The sequence below is a fragment of the Microbacterium aurantiacum genome (assembly GCF_021654035.1).
In the GTDB taxonomy this organism is placed as follows: domain Bacteria; phylum Actinomycetota; class Actinomycetes; order Actinomycetales; family Microbacteriaceae; genus Microbacterium; species Microbacterium aurantiacum.
The window spans coordinates 159,826-177,055 of sequence record NZ_JAJPDW010000001.1; the positions used below are offsets into that span (position 1 = coordinate 159,826).

Below are 17,230 nucleotides of genomic sequence, written 5' to 3' on the forward strand. Positions count from 1 at the left end.
AGGGCCCGATGATGATCGGCATGACAAACAGGGCGAAGAAGAAGCTCCTGTTGTCCACGATCTCAAGCTAGTGCAGGTGTCAACGCGGTGAGGCGGGCACTGCCCTCGACTCTCACCCGGCATCCTGTCGGCGCGAGAATGGGCGCATGGATGCCGCACCGCGCCCGCTGACCGAGATGCCCGATCCGCAGTACGTCATGGTGGGCGAGGGCTACCGCATCGCCACGTATTCGTGGGGGGATCCGGATGCCGAGACGGTGCTCGCCGTGCACGGATTCTCGTCGAGCTGCCGGGACAACTGGGTGAGCACCGGCTGGGTTCGCGACCTGACCCGGGCCGGATTCCGCGTCGTGGGCGTGGATCAGCGCGGGCACGGGGCGAGCGACAAGCCGCACGATCCTCGCGCCTACGAGATGCGTGCGTTCATCGATGACCTCGCGACGGTGCTCGACACGTACCTGATCGACTCCGCGCGGTATCTCGGATACTCCCTCGGGGCCCGCGTCGGATGGCAGCTCGCCGTCGACCGCCCGCAGCTCGTGACCCGCGCCGTTCTCGGCGGCATCCCGGACGGCACGCCTCTGGCGCGCCTCCAGCTCGATCAGGCGAAGGCCTACGTCGCAGACGGAACACCGGTCACCGACAAGGTCACCGGCAACTACGTGACCCTGGCCGAGCGCGTGGCGGGGAATGATCTGACAGCTCTCGTCGCGCTGGCCGAGGGGATGCGCTTCGGTGAGGACGGCGACCCCGATCCGGCTCGACCTCCGCAGCAGCCGGTGCTGTTCGCCACCGGCAGTGAGGACGCGATCCTGCCGCGGTCGCTACGCCTCGCCGAGGCGACCCCGAACGGCACATTCGTCGAGATCCCGGGCCGGCACCACTTCAACACTCCGGGATCCCGGGACTTCCGCGCGGCCGGGCTGGAGTTCTTCCGCGACGCCGAGAACTGACGGCGCCCACCTCCCCGCCCGCGACGCGGTTCGAGCCCGTCCCGGGTGTTCGCACGGGAGGATGGGGCGTATGGCAGTGGATGTGACGGTGGTCGGCGGCGGCATTTCGGGACTCGCGTGTGCACGCGCGGCGAAGGCCGGAGGGCTGTCCGTGAGGGTCCTCGACCGCGGGCGCCGTGTCGGCGGTCGCCTCGCGAGCCGGACGCTGTGGGGTCGGCCCGTCGACCTCGGCGCGTCGTACTTTGTGGTCGCCGGGTCGACACCCTTCGCGCAGGTCGTCGCAGGTTGGCAGGAGCGCGGCCTCGCCCGGCCCTGGACCGACACCTTCTCGGTGGTCGACGCCGAGGGGGCCCAGACCCGCATGAGCGGGCCCGTGCGCTGGGCCGCCCCGCGCGGTCTGCGGTCACTCGCCGAGTATCTCGCAGAGGGCCTCGACGTTCGGCTCGAGACCACGATCGAGAAGGTCGAGCCGTACCGCGTTGGCGGCGAATACGCCGGAGAGGTCGTCCTCGCGATGCCCGGACCGCAGGCGGCGCGCCTGAGCGAGAACGCGCCTGGTGCCGGAGGTGACTGGGAGCCGGTCATCGCCGTCGCGCTGCGATGGGATGCGCGCCAGTGGCCCGAGGACCTGCATGGCGCGTTCGTCGACGGCCACCCCGATATCGCTTTCATCGCCGACGATGGGGACCGCCGCGGTGACGGAGTGCCGGTGCTCGTGGTTCACACCACGTCCTACCTCGCGCGACGGCACCTCGACGAACCGACCGGCGCCGTTCCCGCCGTCATCGCGGCGACCCGCGCGGCGTTGGGCATCGGTGTCGATCCCGCGGAGTCCTTCGCCCACCGCTGGACGTTCGCACGCCCGGCGCATGCCGAGGGCGCGCCGTTCCACCGCGAGCCCGGGCTCTCCGCCTGCGGCGACGCGTGGGGCGATCGCTCCGCGGTGCGCACCGCGTGGGAGTCAGGCCACGCCCTGGGTCTCGCTCTCGCCTCTGATCGGAGTTGAGCGGCCCGGTGCCGCACGGCCATTCATCTCACGGAATGACAGGCAGTCCCGTTGCCCGCTCGGCCGCGGCGATGCCTCCCGCATCCGTCACGGAGAGTCCCGCGCTTTCCATCACAGCCACCGCCTGCGCGGACCGGTTGCCCGACGCGCAGTAGACGACGTACTCGTCCTCGGGGTCGAGCGCTGCGACAGTCGACTCGAACTCGGCGGACTGGAGGTCGATGTTGACGGCACCGTCCAGGTGACCGTCGGCGTACTCCGCCGGAGTGCGCACGTCGACGATGACGGTGTCTTCATCGACGGCGATCGACGGGGACACGGTGGCTGCACACCCGCTCACCGTCGCGGCGAGGAGGAGGGCCACGCCGATCGCCGACGCTCGCAGGCAGCGACGCATCACGCGTGCCCCTGGCATCGCTCATCCGCCGGGACGCCCCGAAGTGCGTCCTCCACGTGCTGGCCGCACCCGGCCCAGGTCGCCTTGCCGCACTGGTCACACGTCACTCGAGCGCACATGTCTCGCCCCTTTCGTCGGTTCGGAGAGATCGTAACATACCCCGGGGGGTATCAATCGAGGGGAGCGTCCGTCGATACTCACTGCCCGGCGCTGCGCCAGTCGTCGGAGGTGAGGTGGGACCCTGCCTGCGGGCCCATCTGCAGCATGCCGCCGTCGATCACCCAGCTGGCTCCGGTGACGTAGGACGTGGCGGCGGAGGCGAGGAGAACGGCGACCGCGGCGATCTCGTCCGGCGTGCCGGGGCGACCGAGAGGGATGCCGGCGCGATGCGTGGTCTCGGCATCCTCCGCGTCCATGTCGTTGATGGGCGTGGCGATCTCGCCGGGCCCAAGGGAGTTCACGGTGATGCCGTGCTGGCCGAGCTCCAGCGCCATCGTCTTCACGAGACCGCCGAGGCCGTGCTTGGACGCGACGTACGGGGAGCTGCCGACACGCGGCTGGTGCTCGTGGACGCTCGTGATGGCGATGATGCGTCCGCCGCGACCGGCGGAGACCATGCGGCGGGCCGCCGCCTGCATCCCGACGAACGCGCCGTCGAGGTTGAGGCTCACGATCTTCCGCCACTCGTCGAGGTCGATGTCGAGGAACGGGCCGCCGGTGCCGCCACCGGCGTTGTTGACGAACACGTCGACGCCGCCGAGCTCGTCCGCGAGGGCGTCGATGACCGTCGGCGCCCCCTCCAGGTCGATGGCGTCGAACTGCACGACCACCGCGCGCTGACCCCGGGCGCGTACGGCGTCGGCGGTCTCGTTCGCGCCCTCCTCGTCGGAGTGCCACGTGATCCCGACATCCATCCCCGCCTCCGCGAGTGCGATGGCGGTGGCGGCGCCGATGCCGGAATCGGATGCGGTGACGATCGCGTATCGGGGGCTGAAGGTGTCGGTCATGGTGCGACGGTAACCCGCGGGGATTTCCCCGACGGGGGACTTGCGGGGCGGGACCGCGATCGCTACGGGAACCCGCGGACTCGGGCTCCCGCGCCTATCCCAGCAGCGTGACCCCGAACTCCGCGACGACGGTGCGCACCTCGGCGAGGTAGGCCTCGGCCTGATCCGTCAGCGGAATCGCCGATCGACCGATCCATCCGATCTCGATGCGCTCGTCGACGTCCAGCGGGATCGCGACGATCTCCGGGTCGAGGTCGTCGCTGATGATGCCGGTCGAGATCGTGTACCCCTCGAGGCCGATCATGAGGTTGAAGATCGTCGCCCGGTCCGAGACCCGGATCTCCCGCGCGCTGGACAGGGTGGAGAGGATCTCCTCCGCGAAGTAGAACGAGTTGTTCGCGCCCTGGTCAAACGTCAGCCGCGGCAGATCCACGAGATCGTCCAGCGTCACGCGGTCGCGCGCGGCCAGCGGGTTCTTCCGCGAGATGAAGATGTGCGGCGTCGCGAGGAAGAGCGGGCGGAAGACCAGCCCCGCGTCACGCAGCAGCTTGTCGAGGACGTTGCCGTTGAAGTCGTTCCGATACAGGATGCCGAGCTCGCTGCGGAGGGTGCGGACGTCCTCGATGATGTCCCACGTGCGGGTCTCGCGGAGCGAGAAGTCGTACTCCGCCGCGTCGCTCGCCCGGACCATCCGGACGAAGGCGTCGACCGCGAACGAATAGTGCTGCGCCGACACGGCGAGTAGACGCCGGGACGGGGGACGCCCGATGTACCGCTCCTCGAGGAGGGACATCTGCTCGACCACCTGCTTCGCGTATCCGAGGAACTCCGTCCCGTCGGCCGTGAGCGTCACCCCCCGCGCGGAGCGGAGGAGGAGCGTCCGGCCGACCCGCGCCTCGAGGTCCTTCATCGCGGCCGACATCGTGGGCTGCGCGACATAGAGGAGGTCGGCGGCGGCGGTGATGGACCCCTCCGCGGCGACCTCGATGAAGTACCGCAGGTGCTGCAGGGTGACGCCGTCCGAACCGCGAGCCATAGTGGCATCCTATAGATCCGGATAGCCGGGGGTGGTTTCTCGATAGCTGCGCCCCGGCTACACGATGGACCACTGACCTCCGCAAGGCCGAGCCCGGCCGAACGAGCCACGGATCGACCGCCATGACCACCACGTTCACGTTCACCACGACGACCACCCGCTTCGACGAGGACTACGCGCCGGCTGAGGGGACCCGGGCGACCACCAACTTCGCCAACCTCGCCCGCGGCGACGACCGTCGCGAGAACCTCCGCAACGCGCTGACGATGATCGACCGGCGCTTCAACGATCTCGCCCGCTGGGACAACCCCGACGGCGACCGCTACACGGTCGAGCTCGAGATCGTCTCCGTCGGACTCCGGTTCGCCGCGGAAGGCGAGGACCGCGAGTTCCCGCTCCTCGAGGTGCTCGACGTCTTCATCGTCGATCGGCGGACGGGGGAGCGCCACCACGGGATCGTGGGCAACAACTTCTCCTCCTACATCCGCGACTACGACTTCAGCATCGCCCTGCCGGCGGCCACCGCGGCGGCCGGACGGTTCACGATCCCGGAGGACTTCGGTGTTCTGCACGGGCGCCTCTTCCAAGAGTTCGTCGACTCCGAGGCGTTCGAGGAGCGCTTCGCGGCGCCGCCTGTGATCTGCATCAGCGTGTCGACCAGCAAGACGTATCGGCGCACCGGCAACCACCACCCGGTGCTCGGCGTCGAGTACCGCCAGGACGAACCGTCGCTGACCGATGCCTACTTCGGGAAGATGGGGCTCCAGAGCCGGTACTTCCTCCCGCCCGGGGCGAAGGCCCCGCTGGCGTTCTACTTCCGCGGCGATCTGCTCGGCGACTACTCGACCCTGCAGCTCATCGGCACGATCAGCACGATGGAGACGTTCCAGAAGATCTATCGCCCGGAGATCTACAACGCCAACTCCGCCGCCGCCGACGTCTACCGCCCGACCCTCGACCAGCAGGACTATTCGCGCACGCTGATCGCGTACGACCGCGACGAGCGCAGCCGGCTCGCCGTCGTCCAGGGGGCCTTCGCGGAGGAGCACCTCATGAGGCCGCACGGCGCGGAGCTCCAGCGCTGGGCGGCGGCCCACCCCGCCCCCGTCGGATGACACCCGGACCACACTCGGAAGACCCGCTGATATGAACACCCTCCTCCCCACCTCCCTCGTCGGCAGCCTGCCGAAGCCCTCCTGGCTCGCCGAGCCCGAGACCCTCTGGTCGCCGTGGAAGCTCGACGGCGACCAGCTCGCGGAGGGGAAGCAGGATGCGCTCCGCATCGTCGCCGCCGAGCAGTCCCGCCGCGGCATCGACGTCATCAGCGACGGCGAGCAGACCCGTCAGCACTTCGTGACGACCTTCATCGAGCACCTCGACGGCGTCGACTTCACGCAGCGCGAGACGGTCCGCATCCGCGACCGGTACGACGCCAGCGTTCCCTCCGTCGTCGGCGCGGTGAGCCGCCCGAAGCCGGTCTTCGTCGACGACGCGCGATTTCTCCGTCAGCAGACCGATCAGCCGATCAAGTGGGCTCTTCCCGGCCCGATGACGATGATCGACACCCTGTACGACCGGCACTACGGCAGCCGCGAGAAGCTCGCGTGGGAGTTCGCCGGCATCCTCAATCAGGAGGCGAGGGAACTCGAAGCCGCCGGGGTCGACATCATCCAGTTCGATGAGCCGGCCTTCAACGTCTTCTTCGACGACGTCCGCGACTGGGGGGTCGCGGCCCTCGAACGCGCGGCGGAGGGGCTCCGCGCCGAGACCGTCGTGCACATCTGCTACGGCTACGGCATCAAGGCCAACAACGACTGGAAGGCGACCCTCGGGTCGGAGTGGCGCCAGTACGAGGAGTCGTTCCCGCTGCTGCAGCGCTCGAGCATCGACACCATCTCCCTCGAATCCCAGCACTCGCACGTTCCGATGGACCTCATCGAGATCCTCCGCGGCAAGAAGGTGATGCTCGGGGCGATCGACGTCGCGAGCGAAACCGTCGAGACACCCGATGAGGTCGCCGACACCCTCCGGAGGGCGCTGACCTTCGTCGACGCGGATAAGCTCGTTGCGAGCACGAACTGCGGCATGGCGCCTCTGCCTCGGGATGTGGCCCTCGGCAAGCTCAGCGCACTGAGCGCAGGTGCCCGCATCGTTCGGGAGGAGATCGCCGGTGCCCAGTCCTGACAACGCCTCGTCGCCCCACGCCTGGGCGCCGACGCACCCCCTCGAACCCGCCGAGGTCACCGAGGCCGGATTCGCCACGTCGCTCCCCGCGGAGGACTTCAAGGCGCTCTTCCGCGGTCACCCCGCGGGTGTCTCCGTCATCACGGCGGATGCCGGCGACGGACCCGTCGCGCTCACGGCGACGTCGGTGGCGTCGGTGAGCGCCGATCCGCCGCTGCTGATCTTCTCGATCTCGACGCTGTCGTCGGCGGCGGCGACCCTCGCGCGGGCCGAGACAGTCGTGGTCCACCTCCTGGACGCCGACGACATCGACCTCGCGAGGCTCGGTGCGACCAGCGGCGTCGACCGCTTCGCTGACGAGAGCCGCTGGACGCGCCTGACGACGGGCGAGCCGGTGTACCGGGGCGTTCGCGCATGGGTGCGCTGCGCGGTCATCAACCGCATGGATGCCGGCACGTCCACCGTGATCGCCGCGCACGCGCTGCAGTCGCACATCGAGCGCGACGTCGCACCCGGGGAGCCGGGCGATGCCCTCGTGCACCACAACCGCAGCTGGCACCGCCTCAGCGAGGGCTCGCGTCTCGAGGGCTGAGGCCGCGTCGACTGCCCGCCACCGGGGTGCTCCCGCTCAGGCGGGGTGCTTCGCCAGGAGCTTGGACACGGTCATCATCGCGCCGCCGAGGACGGCCGGGATGCCGCCGCCGGGGTGCACCGAGGCGCCGACCCGCCAGAGCCAGGACGTCCGGAGGTCGTGCTGCGCCGGCCGGTGGAACGGGCCACTCATCCACAGCGGGCGCGCCGTGCCGTAGAGGGCGCCGTGGGGTTCGCCGAAGGTGCCGAAGTACCGCGGGTCGAGCACGACGATGTCGGTCATCGCGTCCGTGAGGGGTGTGTCGAGGCCCATCGTCCGCGAGATGCGCTCGACCTCGCGGCGCACGAACGAGTGCTCCAGCGAGTACTCCGCGCCGTCGGCGGGACTCGTGAGCAGGACGCCCAGCGTGCTCCGGTCGTTGGGGTAGATCTCGCCCGCGCGGTAGTGGTTCACAAACGCCATGGTGTCGGCGGGCTCGTCACCCGCGGCGAGGCTCCGGTAGAGCGCCGCGGGCTTGGTGGGGAGGATGACGCTGTGCGCGGAGGTGTCCTCCGGCAGCGGGGTCTGGAGCACCCCGTAGATCGCCACCGCCGAGCACGACAGGGTCTGCGATGACCTCCGCGGCCGGTCTCGGCCGAGGAGCGCGTCGAGCCGGTCGGCGTCGAGACCGCTGACGACCATGTCGGCGGGGTACGCGGCATCCGTCGTGGTGACCCGTCCGCGGTCGATGCGCGTCACGGCTGCGCCGGTGCGGATGTCGACCCCCGCCGCCTCGGCGAGGCGCTGCAGCGCCAGGACGATCTCGTACACACCGCCGCGCGGCACCCAGACACCCGACGCGGCCATGATCGCCGGCATGCTCGCGTAGAGCGCGGGGGTGCGAGCGGGCGAGACGCCCGCGTTCAGCGTGTGGATCGCGATGATCTCGCGGAGCCCCTCCGGCATCCAGTCGAGACTGTCGAGGTACGCGGTCGTGCTGAGGCGCCGGCCGTAGACGGCCAGCAGCCGCCGCAGCGCCGGCAGCGACGACCGGTCGAGCGGATCGGCGACGAGGAGTGCGGTCGCATCGTCGGCGAGCGGCGCGTGGAGGTCGCTGAAGCGCTTCCATGCGGGATACCAGGGGTGCTCCGGCGGGACGGGGAGCGTCACGTCCTCACCGTCGTAGTAGTAGCGACCGACCTCGGGGAGGCGCTCCAGCTCGAGGTCGGCGACCCCGGTGATCGGCCGCGGTCCCGAGGCGAGGAGGCGGAGGAGCCGTTCCCAGACTCCGGGGAACGTGACGAGCGAGGGGCCGGTGTCGATGCGCTCGCCGCCGACGTCGAGGCGTCGGCTCTTGCCGCCGACGGTTTCGCGCGACTCGAGGAGGGTGACGTCGTGTCCGGCATGGGCGAGGAGAGCGGATGCCGCGAGCCCGCCGAGTCCGGCGCCGACGACAACGATGCGGCTCACGGGTAGAGCCCGAAGAACATGGCGGCGAGCAGCAGACCGCTCGCGACGGAACCGGCGATGTAGGGGAACGCGATCGACAGCGGGTACAGACGCCGCCCCGTCGCCGGGGTCGGGCGGACCAGCATCCACACGACGAGGACCCCCGAGATCGCGAGGTTCACCGCGGCGACGGGAATGCTGATCAGGGCGAACAGCACGGTGGCGACGATCCACCAGGCGCCGCTCCAGATCGCGGTGCCGCGGGGGCCGAGTCGGACGGCGGTGGTGGTGATGCCCGCCTCGCGGTCCTCGTCGATGTCCTGCACGGCGTCGTACGCGTGCTTGGCGATGCTCCAGGCGAACAGGCCCAGGATCGCCGGCCACACGGGCGCGGCGCCGAGGGCGATCGGCATGATCAGCAGCGGCATCCCGTACGCGGCGTTGCTGAGCGAGTCGAGGAACGGGCGCCGCTTGAACTGCAGCGGCGGGGCGGAGTAGAAGACGAAGACGCCCGCGTAGATCGCGATCAGCCCGACGGCGGGGAGGGGGAGGGTGAGCAGGAAGTAGAGGAGGAAAGGGATGTTCAGCGCCGCGACGGCCCACACGATCAGCCGGACTTCGCGCGGATGGATGCGCGCGCCCTCGATCGTGCCCTTGCGGGAGTTCAGGGCGTCGGTGTCCTGATCGAAGATGTCGTTCACGCCGTAGATCAGCAGATTGAACGGCAGAGTCAGCCACAGGAGGATCGGAAGCGCCCGCAGGTCGAACGGCACGCCCGTGAGCCAGATGCCCACCGCGCCCGATCCGATCGTGTTGATCCACAGCACGGGCCGCGAGATGTGGATGAGACGCACGAGCGCGTGCCAGGCGACGGCCGGTCCGGTGCGGCGGACTGCCCCGGCGTGCTCAGAGATGGCGGCCTCCGCGGGGAGCGGGCGACGCGGGTGCGCGGAAAACGGCGATGGCAGGACTCCGACTCCTGAGGACGGCGGGTGCCGCACGCGATGGGGTGTGACGCGATTCTAACTTTCGCCGGGACCTCCCAGGGCGAGGTGGGAGGGTACCCGGATGAAGGATGAGGTGGGGCGCGGCCTGTGTGTCGAGGGGTTGGCGAACGTGCGCGATCTCGGCGGCCGGGAGCGGCGCGACGGGTCGCTGACGCCCGAGGGCGTCTTCTTCCGTGCCGAGAACCTCGATCGCGTGACGGGGAGGGGATGGACCTCGCTCCGGGAGGCGGGCGTGCGCACGGTCCTCGACCTCCGGCGTCCGGACGAAGTGACCGATGCCGTTCCCGATGACCTGACCGTTCTCCGCGTCGACCTCGACGGCGACGAGCGCGACTTCTGGGAGGAGCTCGAGCGAGACGGGCGGTGGGGCACGCCTCTCTACTACGCCGCGCATCTCCGCGAGCTGCCGCATCGCCTCGCCGGGGTGCTCGAGGCGATCGCGGCCGCGCCGGAGGGCGGCATCCTGTTCCACTGCGGGGCGGGGTGGGATCGCACGGGTCTCGTCGCGGCCGTGCTGCTGCGCGCCGTCGAGGTCACGAGTGACGCCGCGCTCGCCGACTACCTCGCCTCGTTCGCCAACGCGGGGGCGATGAGTGCGCTGCACGAGCGGTCGTTCGACGTGGAGCGCCGCCTCGAGGTGCTCGACGCTCACGGACACACCGCCGACTCCGCGTTCCGCGCGATCTACGACCGGCTCGACCTCGACGAGTGGTTCCGGCACGCGCAGCTCGACGAGGCCACCCTCCGCGCCGTGACGACCTGGCGCGGACACGTCCCTCCGGATGCCGTCAGCCGAGCTCCAGGCTCGTGATCCCGAAGATCCCGTCGGTGTCGATCGCCGGGGCGGGGCCGGTGTACATCCGCGCCGTCGAGTGCGACCGCGGCATCCGTCGTCCAGGTGGCGGTCGTGGCCCCTTCGCGCGCGACGAGGGGGCCACACCTGCCACCCGAACGACGACCCGCACCCCCGGCCGAGGCTCAGACGGTGCTGAGGGCGCGCGCTTCCTCCCACGACTGCGCGCCCGTGGCGAACGCGCCGCGATAGCGGGCCGCCGGGTGCCGGTCGTTGAGCAGCGGAGCGCCGAAGAGCTTCTGCCGCAGAGGTCCGGCGCCGTACTCCGACTGCGCCAGCCCGCGCTCGCGCAGCACCGGCAGGACCTTCTCGGCGAACTCCTCGAAGGATCCCGGCAGCACCCAGTTGATGACGTTGATGCCGTCCACCCCCGCCGCCTGCCACTCGGCCAGACGATCGGCGATCTGCCCCGGCGTGCCGATGACGCGCGAGCTGCGGCGACCGAGGATCGCGACGTCCCCGACGATGGGCTCGCGATCGGTCACCGCCTGCGACACCCACGAGAGGAATCCGCGTGCGGTGTTCGTGTCGATGTCCTTGATCGGAGTCGAGGGGTCGTACACGCGGCCGAACTTGTCGACCAGCGCGGAGTGGGCGAGGTACCCCTCGGTGCTCGAGTAGCGGTCGTATTCGGTGGCCTTCTCGCGGGCCTCCTCCTCGGAGTCGCCGATGATGAAGCTGAGCCCCTGGAAGAACTTGATGTCGCCGGGCTCGCGTCCCGCCTCGACGGCCAGGCGGCGGGTGTCCTCGATCTGCCGCCGCGCGATCTCCGGGGTCGGGGCGATGATGAAGGTCGCCTCCGCGTTGCGCGCCGCGAACTCCCGACCGGATGCCGACGACCCGGCCTGGAACAGCAGCGGTGTGCGCTGCGGGGACGGGGCGGGCAGGTGCGGGCCCTCGACGCGGTAGCGCTCGCCCTCGTGGTAGATCTTGTGGATCTTCGTCGCGTCGGCGTAGACGCCGGACGCCTTGTCCTTGAGCACCGCCCCGTCGTCCCACGACCCCTCCCACAGCTTGTAGACGACGTCGACGTACTCCTCGGCCCAGCGGTAGCGCTCGCTGTGATCGGTCAGCTGCGGCAGGCCGAAGTTGCGCGCACCGTTGTCCTGGGTGCCGGTGACGATGTTCCACGCGATGCGTCCGCGGGAGATGTGATCGAGGGTCGAGACCTGGCGGGCGAAGTTGTAGGGGTGGTTCTGCGCGACGTTCGAGGTCAGGGCGAGCCCGATCTCGCGCGTCGAGACCGCGAGGGCGCCGAGGAGCACGGTCGGATCGTTGCTCGGGATCTGCAGCCCGTGCCGGGCGTAGACCTCGAAGTCGGCATCCGCGTCGCCGTAGTGCCCGGTGACATCGGCGAAGAACATCGCGTCGAACTTCGCCTCTTCCAGGAGGCGCGCCAGGTCGATCCAGAGGTCGACGTTCTCGAAGTCGACCTGCTGCGCCTCGGGGCGGCGCCAGTGGCCGTGCTGGATGTGGGAGTTCGTGTTCATCACGAAGGCGTTGAAGTGCAGAGGGGTGGTCATGCGGGGACTCCGTTCCGGGGGTCGTCGAGGTTGGGCAGGGAGCGGACGAGCTCCTGCGTGTACGGATGCTGCGGATCGGTGAAGATCTGCTCGGACGCGCCCTCCTCGAGCACGCGCCCGTCCTTCATCACCAGCACCCGGTCGCTCATGTGGTGGATGACGCCGAGATCGTGCGAGATGAACAGGTAGCTCAGGTGGTACTCGTCCTGCAGCGTGACCAGGAGGTCGAGGATCTGCGCCTGGACGGACACGTCGAGGGCCGACACCGCCTCGTCGAGGACGATGATCTCGGGCGACGTCGCAAGCGCCCGCGCGATCGCGACCCGCTGGCGCTGACCGCCGGAGAGGCGGATCGGCGACCGTTCGAGGGTCTCGGGCGGCAGGGCGACCTGTGCCAGCAGGTCTGCGGCGCGGGCGCGTCGCGCGTCGCGTCCGCGCACATCGGCGCCGATCGCGTCGACGAGGATGCGCTCCACGTTCCACCGCGGATCGAACGAGCTCAGCGGATCCTGATAGACGACCGCGATACGTCGGCGCAGGTCTCTGCGGCGGCGCTCCGGCACGGCCGACCAGGCTCGACCGAGGAGGGTGACTTCCCCCTCGTCGGCGTCTTCGAGGGCCAGCGCGATCCGCGCCGTCGTGCTCTTGCCCGAGCCGGACTCGCCGACGATCCCGAGCGTCTCGCCCCGGCGGAGGGCGAAGGAGACGTCGTCGACGGCGATGGTGCGCGACCCGTCGGGCGCGGTGAAACGGCGCGTCAGTCCGCGCGCGTCGAGCACCGGATCGACCCGGGCGGTGTCGGTGTGTGCGCGCACGAGGTGCAGGTCCGGAGGAGTCGCGGTGTCGGGCGCGAGGCGTTCGCCGCGGGTCCGCCCGCTCGGGACGGCCGCGATCAGTCGACGCGTGTACGGATGCCGCGGCCACTGCAGCACCTCCTCCGCCGGTCCCTGCTCGACGACGTCACCTCCCTGCATCACCAGGATCTCGTCCGCGAGTTCGGCGACCACGGACAGGTCGTGGCTGATGAGCAGGAGGGCCGTGCCGCGGCGCTTCATGTCGCCGAGGAGATCGAGCACCTGCGCCTGCACGGTGACGTCGAGGGCGGTCGTCGGTTCGTCGGCGATCACGAGATCCGGATCCCACGCGAGCGCCGAGGCGATGAGCGCCCGCTGGCGCAGGCCCCCCGAGAGCTGCCCCGGGCGCTGACGCGCGCGCAGCTCCGGGCGGGGCACCCCGACATCCGTGAGGAGGTCTACGACCTTGCGCCGCCGCGACGCGCGGTCGCCCCACCCGTGGAGGCGCAGGGCTTCGTCGATCTCGGCGCCCACCGGGCGCAGCGGATCGAGCGAGACCAGCGCGTCCTGCTGGATGAACCCGATGCGCCGACCCCGGATGCCGCGCCAGCCGGCCTCCGACTGCCGGGTCAGGTCGAGGTCGTCCAGGCGCGCGCTGCCGCGCTCGATGACCGACCCCTCGCCGGTGAGGCCGACAAGGGTGCGGGCGGTCACGCTCTTGCCCGACCCCGACTCGCCCACGATCGCCAGGCAGTGACCGGCCGGAAGGGAGAAGCTGACGTCGCGCACGACGCTGCGGTGCCGACCGTCGCGCGTGAACCCGACGGTGAGACCCTCGACCGCCAGGCGGGGCTCGGGCAGGTCTGCTCGGGCGAGGTCACTGGTCTCGCTGATGCCGAGAAGGGTCATGTCACTGCGCTTTCTCGAGGTGGTTCTGGATGCGGCGGCCCACGGTGGTCGCGGCGAGGGCGAGCACGAGGATCACGGCTCCCGGGATGAAGGTGAGCCACGGCGCCTGCAGGAGGTACGCGCGGCCGGCGTCCAGCAGCGCTCCCCACTCCGAGGAGGGCGGCGCGACGCCGAGTCCCAGGAACGCGAGTCCCGACGCCCAGACGATCGACTGCCCGATCGACATCGTGAACAGGGCGACGAGGGGCCGCATGGCGTTCGGCAGGATGTGCTGGCCGATGATGCGACCGCGCGGGTGGCCGAGTGCCCGGGCCGCTTCGACGTAGCCGGCGTTCCGCTCGGCGAGGATCTGACCGCGCACCATGCGCGCGTAGCCCGGTGCGGTGCTGATGCCGACCGCGAGGATCGCCGTCCCCGCGGACGGGCCGAGGATGGCGACCATGAGCAGGGCGAACAGGAGGATCGGGAACGCGAAGGCGACCTCGATCACGCGGTTGACGACGGCTGCGGTGACCCGGTCGCCGAGTGCGGCGACCGACCCGAACACGACCGCGATCACCATCGCGAGCCCCGCGGCGCCGACGCCGATCAGCAGGGACTCCCGGGTGCCGTAGACGACCCGGCTATAGAGGTCGCGCCCTCCTTCGTCGGTGCCGAACCAGAACTGCGCCGACGGCGGCCGCAGCGCGTTGGCGAAGTCCTGCGCGGTCGGGGAGTGCGTCGCCAGCACGGCGGGCGCGACGGCGGCGAGGGCGAACAGGCCGAGGACGACCAGCGAGACGATGAGCCCCCATGCCGGTCGGGGTGTCCTCTTCCGATCAGCCGGAGCGCCGGGGCGGGGCGGGGCGATGTCGGAGACGGTCATGACGTGGTGATCCTCGGGTCGACGACGGAGTACAGCAGGTCCACGAGCAGATTCGCGACGACGTAGACGAGGGCGACGAGCACGACGATGCCGGTTACGACGGGAAGGTCTTGCGATCCGACCGCGGCGACGAGGGTCTCGCCGATCCCGGGCCGGGAGAAGATCGCCTCGACGATGACCGCGCCCGAGATCGTCGCCCCGAGCGCCCAGCCGGTGAGGGTGAGGGCGGGGAGGGCGGCGTGGCGCAGGACGTGCCGCAGGCGCACGCTCAGGTCGCCGGCGCCGCGGAGCCGGGCGCTGAGGATGAACGGCTGGCGCAGTGTCTTCTCGAACTCCGTGCGCGTGGCCTGTCCCATGAACCCGGCGAGCGGGATGGCGAGGGTGAGTGCGGGAAGGACGAGCCCCGCGAGCCCCGTGCCGCCCATCACCGGAAACCAGCGCAGGTGCAGTGCGAAGACGAGGAGCAGCAGGATGCCGAGCCAGTACGGCGGGAGTCCCGCCGCGGCGGTGTCGGCGCCGGAGCCGAGCGACCTGACCCGCGGTCCACGACCGGCGGTGAGGGTCACCCAGAACACCATGATGATCCACGAGAGGGCGATCGCCGAAAGGGTCAGGGCGAGGGTGGCGCCGAGCTGCTCGCCGATGATGTCGCCGACGGGACGGAACTGCTGGTACGAGGTGCCGAGGTCGCCGCGCACGAGACCGCCGAGATACGTCAGATACTGCGTGATCACGGGATCATCGAGGCCGAACTGCGCGATGATCGGCGCGAGCTCCTCCGGGGTGCGCTGCTGCGCCTGTCCCGTGCGGATGTTCAGGATCGCGGTCGCGCGGTCTCCCGGCAGGGCGAGCTGGGCGAGGTAGGCCGCGGTCGCCGCACCCCACAGCACGATGACGGCTCGGACCAAGGCGGAGAGGACCGCGCGGATGCGGCGGGCGGGGTCGCCCGCGGGGCGGGTGGCCGGGGTCCCGAGAACCCCGGCCACCGCCTCATTCGACGAAGTGAGCGTCATAGAACGTCGGTCCTCCCTGTGCGTTCTCCTGCCAGACCCCCCGCAGCCCGGGGCTCACCGCGAGGGTGCTGAGGCGCGCGTAGAGACCGATCGAGGTCGCGCGGTCGGCGATGAGCTCCTGGGCCTGGGCGTAGAGATCGGCCTGGGTCTCGGCGTCGGGCTCGGAGTTGGCCGCGAGGATCAGCGCCTCGAGCTCGGCATCCGCGTAGAAGGAACTGTTGGAGTAGTTCGGGTTGTCTTCGGTGCTCGGACGCCAGTTGATGTAGAGGATGCCGGAATTGATGGCCGTCCAGTACCCGACCGACAGGTCGTACGCGTCGGGCGTGCTGTACTTCCCGCCCCAGAGCTCGGCGGTGCTCAGGGGGAGGAGCTCCACCTTGAACCCGACGGCCTTGGCCTGCTCCTGCACCGCCTGGAGGATCGACGCGCCGTCGGTGTTGATGATGGACCCCGCGCCGTACGGGAGGAGCGCTTCGAGGACCTCGCCGTCCTTCACGCGATATCCCTCGTCGTTCACCTCGGTCCAGCCGGCTCCCTCCAGCAGCGCCACCGCCTGCGCGGGGTCGTAGTCGTAGGTGTCGGCTGCCGCCTGGCTGTACGCGGGCGTCGCCTGGCTGACCGCGCCATTCCCCTCGAACGGGATGACGCCCTGCCCGATCGTCTCGACGATGGTGCGGCGGTCGAGCGCGTACGCGAAGGCCTTCCGCACGTCCTCGTCCACGAACGGTCCCTGCATGGTGTTGAAGGAGATCTGCTGAGGACGACCGGCGGTGACGTACTTCTCGAGCGTGTAGCCCGCATCGTCGAGGCTCTGCCACGAGGTGGCCGGGACGTCGTAGATGAGGTCGGCCTCGCCGGACTGCAGCGCCGCCACCCGCGTGGTCGGGTCGGAGACGAACCGCCAGTCGACCTTCTCGACGAGCGCGGGCCCGGTGTGCTGCGCATTGGCCGGCCAGGACGTGTACGCCTCGTTGCGGGCGAGGATGACGTTCTGCCCGCGGTTCCACTCCTCGACCGTGAATGCGCCCGATCCGATCGGCGCCGCGCAGTTCTCCTCGTCCGTACGGGTCTCCAGGGCCTCGTGCGACTGGATGCCGAAGTACCCCTGCGTGAGGTTCTGGATGAAGTTCGTGTACGGGCGCGACAGGTGCACCGCAACGGTGAGCTCGTCGATCGCCTCGGCGCGGTCGTAGTACCCGCCGAGCCACACCGCGGCGGTGCTGTTGCCGCCCTCCACCCAGTAGTCGAAGTTGTAGGCGATCGCCTCGGCGTCCACCGGGGATCCGTCGGTGAAGGAGACACCCTCCTTGAGGGTGATCTCGTAGGTCAGACGGTCGTCCGAGACCTCCCACTCCTCGGCGAGCCACGGCACGACCTCGCCGTCCTCGTCGAGGGAGAAGAGGCTGTCGAGCACCTGGTACGAGATGTAGGCCTGCTCGATCCAGCCGCCGAAGATGCACGAGGGCTCCTGCTGGTGGGCGTACACGATCGTGCCGCCCTCGACGGGCGCGGCGTCGGGACCCGGTGCGGTGGCGCCCGTGCTGCAGGCGGTGAGGGAGAGGAGGGCGAGGGACGCGGCGGCGGCGGTGAGCGGCAGCAGGCGGTGACGGCGAGAGGGCATCGGCGTTCCCGGGTACGGAGGACAGGTTCAGCCCGAGTGTGA

General features: G+C 70.4%; 17 protein-coding genes. 6 read left to right on the forward strand and 11 right to left on the reverse strand.

The window, feature by feature from the left end; all coding sequences use genetic code 11:
- Positions 1-146 precede the first annotated feature (146 nt).
- Positions 147-953 carry an alpha/beta fold hydrolase gene (locus LTL01_RS00785; protein ID WP_236967004.1) on the forward strand — a complete coding sequence of 269 codons (807 nt, stop codon included), beginning with the start codon at positions 147-149 and terminating at the stop codon, positions 951-953.
- A gap of 70 nt (positions 954-1,023) precedes the next feature.
- Positions 1,024-1,959: an NAD(P)/FAD-dependent oxidoreductase gene (locus tag LTL01_RS00790; protein ID WP_236967005.1), complete on the forward strand. Its 936-nt coding sequence runs from the start codon at positions 1,024-1,026 to the stop codon at positions 1,957-1,959.
- Between the two features lie 28 nt (positions 1,960-1,987).
- Here LTL01_RS00790 and LTL01_RS00795 read toward each other — a convergent pair whose 3' ends face one another.
- From LTL01_RS00795 to LTL01_RS00805, 4 genes are all read right to left on the reverse strand, one after another.
- Positions 1,988-2,374 carry a rhodanese-like domain-containing protein gene (locus tag LTL01_RS00795; RefSeq protein WP_236967006.1) on the reverse strand — a complete coding sequence of 129 codons (387 nt, stop codon included), beginning with the start codon at positions 2,372-2,374 and terminating at the stop codon, positions 1,988-1,990.
- Positions 2,356-2,475, reverse strand: a complete 120-nt coding sequence (locus LTL01_RS14955; RefSeq protein ID WP_488180693.1) for a DUF8730 family Cys-rich protein — start codon at positions 2,473-2,475, stop codon at positions 2,356-2,358. Before LTL01_RS14955 ends, LTL01_RS00795 begins: the two co-directional genes overlap by 19 nt.
- Before the next feature lie 78 nt (positions 2,476-2,553).
- Positions 2,554-3,363 (reverse strand): SDR family oxidoreductase, encoded by an 810-nt coding sequence (locus LTL01_RS00800; protein ID WP_236967007.1) that lies wholly within the window; start codon positions 3,361-3,363, stop codon positions 2,554-2,556.
- Positions 3,364-3,457: 94 nt separating this feature from the next.
- Complete coding sequence (locus LTL01_RS00805) at positions 3,458-4,399, reverse strand: LysR family transcriptional regulator (protein WP_236967008.1); 942 nt, start codon at positions 4,397-4,399, stop codon at positions 3,458-3,460.
- 122 nt (positions 4,400-4,521) lie between these two features.
- On the opposite strand from LTL01_RS00805, the gene LTL01_RS00810 reads away from it, so the two are divergent.
- From LTL01_RS00810 to LTL01_RS00820, 3 genes are read left to right on the forward strand one after another with little or no spacing between them, the layout of a single operon-like run.
- Entirely contained in the window at positions 4,522-5,514 is a 993-nt protein-coding gene (locus LTL01_RS00810) for a putative oxygenase MesX (RefSeq protein WP_236967009.1), read from the forward strand.
- A gap of 31 nt (positions 5,515-5,545) precedes the next feature.
- Positions 5,546-6,583, forward strand: a complete 1,038-nt coding sequence (locus tag LTL01_RS00815) for a methionine synthase (RefSeq protein WP_236967010.1) — start codon at positions 5,546-5,548, stop codon at positions 6,581-6,583.
- A complete protein-coding gene (locus LTL01_RS00820; RefSeq protein WP_236967011.1) occupies positions 6,570-7,175 on the forward strand; it encodes a flavin reductase family protein in 606 nt (201 codons plus the stop codon). The genes LTL01_RS00815 and LTL01_RS00820 overlap by 14 nt, the downstream gene beginning before the upstream one ends.
- 36 nt (positions 7,176-7,211) lie before the next feature.
- Here the strand turns inward: LTL01_RS00820 and LTL01_RS00825 are convergent, their stop codons facing one another.
- Both LTL01_RS00825 and LTL01_RS00830 read right to left on the reverse strand, forming a co-directional pair.
- Positions 7,212-8,624, reverse strand: coding sequence for a phytoene desaturase family protein (locus LTL01_RS00825; RefSeq protein WP_236967012.1), 1,413 nt, complete (start codon positions 8,622-8,624; stop codon positions 7,212-7,214).
- Positions 8,621-9,448 (reverse strand): UbiA family prenyltransferase, encoded by an 828-nt coding sequence (locus LTL01_RS00830; protein ID WP_236967703.1) that lies wholly within the window; start codon positions 9,446-9,448, stop codon positions 8,621-8,623. The genes LTL01_RS00825 and LTL01_RS00830 overlap by 4 nt, the downstream gene beginning before the upstream one ends.
- A 223-nt stretch (positions 9,449-9,671) precedes the next feature.
- On the opposite strand from LTL01_RS00830, the gene LTL01_RS00835 reads away from it, so the two are divergent.
- Positions 9,672-10,421 (forward strand): tyrosine-protein phosphatase, encoded by a 750-nt coding sequence (locus LTL01_RS00835; RefSeq protein ID WP_236967013.1) that lies wholly within the window; start codon positions 9,672-9,674, stop codon positions 10,419-10,421.
- Positions 10,422-10,588: 167 nt separating this feature from the next.
- Here LTL01_RS00835 and LTL01_RS00840 read toward each other — a convergent pair whose 3' ends face one another.
- The 5 genes from LTL01_RS00840 to LTL01_RS00860 are packed head-to-tail and all read right to left on the reverse strand — an operon-like array spanning position 10,589 to position 17,188.
- Positions 10,589-11,986, reverse strand: coding sequence for an LLM class flavin-dependent oxidoreductase (locus LTL01_RS00840; protein ID WP_236967014.1), 1,398 nt, complete (start codon positions 11,984-11,986; stop codon positions 10,589-10,591).
- Positions 11,983-13,689: a dipeptide ABC transporter ATP-binding protein gene (locus LTL01_RS00845; protein WP_236967015.1), complete on the reverse strand. Its 1,707-nt coding sequence runs from the start codon at positions 13,687-13,689 to the stop codon at positions 11,983-11,985. Before LTL01_RS00845 ends, LTL01_RS00840 begins: the two co-directional genes overlap by 4 nt.
- A gap of 1 nt (position 13,690) precedes the next feature.
- The gene (locus LTL01_RS00850; protein WP_236967016.1) at positions 13,691-14,554 is read right to left on the reverse strand and encodes an ABC transporter permease; all 864 of its coding nucleotides are present in this window, start codon (positions 14,552-14,554) and stop codon (positions 13,691-13,693) included.
- Positions 14,551-15,567, reverse strand: coding sequence for an ABC transporter permease (locus LTL01_RS00855; protein ID WP_236967017.1), 1,017 nt, complete (start codon positions 15,565-15,567; stop codon positions 14,551-14,553). Before LTL01_RS00855 ends, LTL01_RS00850 begins: the two co-directional genes overlap by 4 nt.
- Positions 15,545-17,188: an ABC transporter substrate-binding protein gene (locus tag LTL01_RS00860; protein ID WP_236967018.1), complete on the reverse strand. Its 1,644-nt coding sequence runs from the start codon at positions 17,186-17,188 to the stop codon at positions 15,545-15,547. The genes LTL01_RS00855 and LTL01_RS00860 overlap by 23 nt, the downstream gene beginning before the upstream one ends.
- Positions 17,189-17,230: the final 42 nt, after the last annotated feature.

Bases quoted from the DNA above. Each gene is read 5' to 3' on its own strand.
- LTL01_RS00785 (WP_236967004.1), top strand. From the start codon at position 147: ATGGATGCCGCACCGCGCCCGCTGACCGAGATGCCCGATCCGCAGTAC.
- LTL01_RS00790 (WP_236967005.1), top strand. From the start codon at position 1,024: ATGGCAGTGGATGTGACGGTGGTCGGCGGCGGCATTTCGGGACTCGCG.
- LTL01_RS00795 (WP_236967006.1), bottom strand. From the start codon at position 2,374: ATGCCAGGGGCACGCGTGATGCGTCGCTGCCTGCGAGCGTCGGCGATC.
- LTL01_RS14955 (WP_488180693.1), bottom strand. From the start codon at position 2,475: ATGTGCGCTCGAGTGACGTGTGACCAGTGCGGCAAGGCGACCTGGGCC.
- LTL01_RS00800 (WP_236967007.1), bottom strand. From the start codon at position 3,363: ATGACCGACACCTTCAGCCCCCGATACGCGATCGTCACCGCATCCGAT.
- LTL01_RS00805 (WP_236967008.1), bottom strand. From the start codon at position 4,399: ATGGCTCGCGGTTCGGACGGCGTCACCCTGCAGCACCTGCGGTACTTC.
- LTL01_RS00810 (WP_236967009.1), top strand. From the start codon at position 4,522: ATGACCACCACGTTCACGTTCACCACGACGACCACCCGCTTCGACGAG.
- LTL01_RS00815 (WP_236967010.1), top strand. From the start codon at position 5,546: ATGAACACCCTCCTCCCCACCTCCCTCGTCGGCAGCCTGCCGAAGCCC.
- LTL01_RS00835 (WP_236967013.1), top strand. From the start codon at position 9,672: ATGAAGGATGAGGTGGGGCGCGGCCTGTGTGTCGAGGGGTTGGCGAAC.
- LTL01_RS00840 (WP_236967014.1), bottom strand. From the start codon at position 11,986: ATGACCACCCCTCTGCACTTCAACGCCTTCGTGATGAACACGAACTCC.
- LTL01_RS00845 (WP_236967015.1), bottom strand. From the start codon at position 13,689: ATGACCCTTCTCGGCATCAGCGAGACCAGTGACCTCGCCCGAGCAGAC.
- LTL01_RS00850 (WP_236967016.1), bottom strand. From the start codon at position 14,554: ATGACCGTCTCCGACATCGCCCCGCCCCGCCCCGGCGCTCCGGCTGAT.
- LTL01_RS00855 (WP_236967017.1), bottom strand. From the start codon at position 15,567: ATGACGCTCACTTCGTCGAATGAGGCGGTGGCCGGGGTTCTCGGGACC.
- LTL01_RS00860 (WP_236967018.1), bottom strand. From the start codon at position 17,188: ATGCCCTCTCGCCGTCACCGCCTGCTGCCGCTCACCGCCGCCGCCGCG.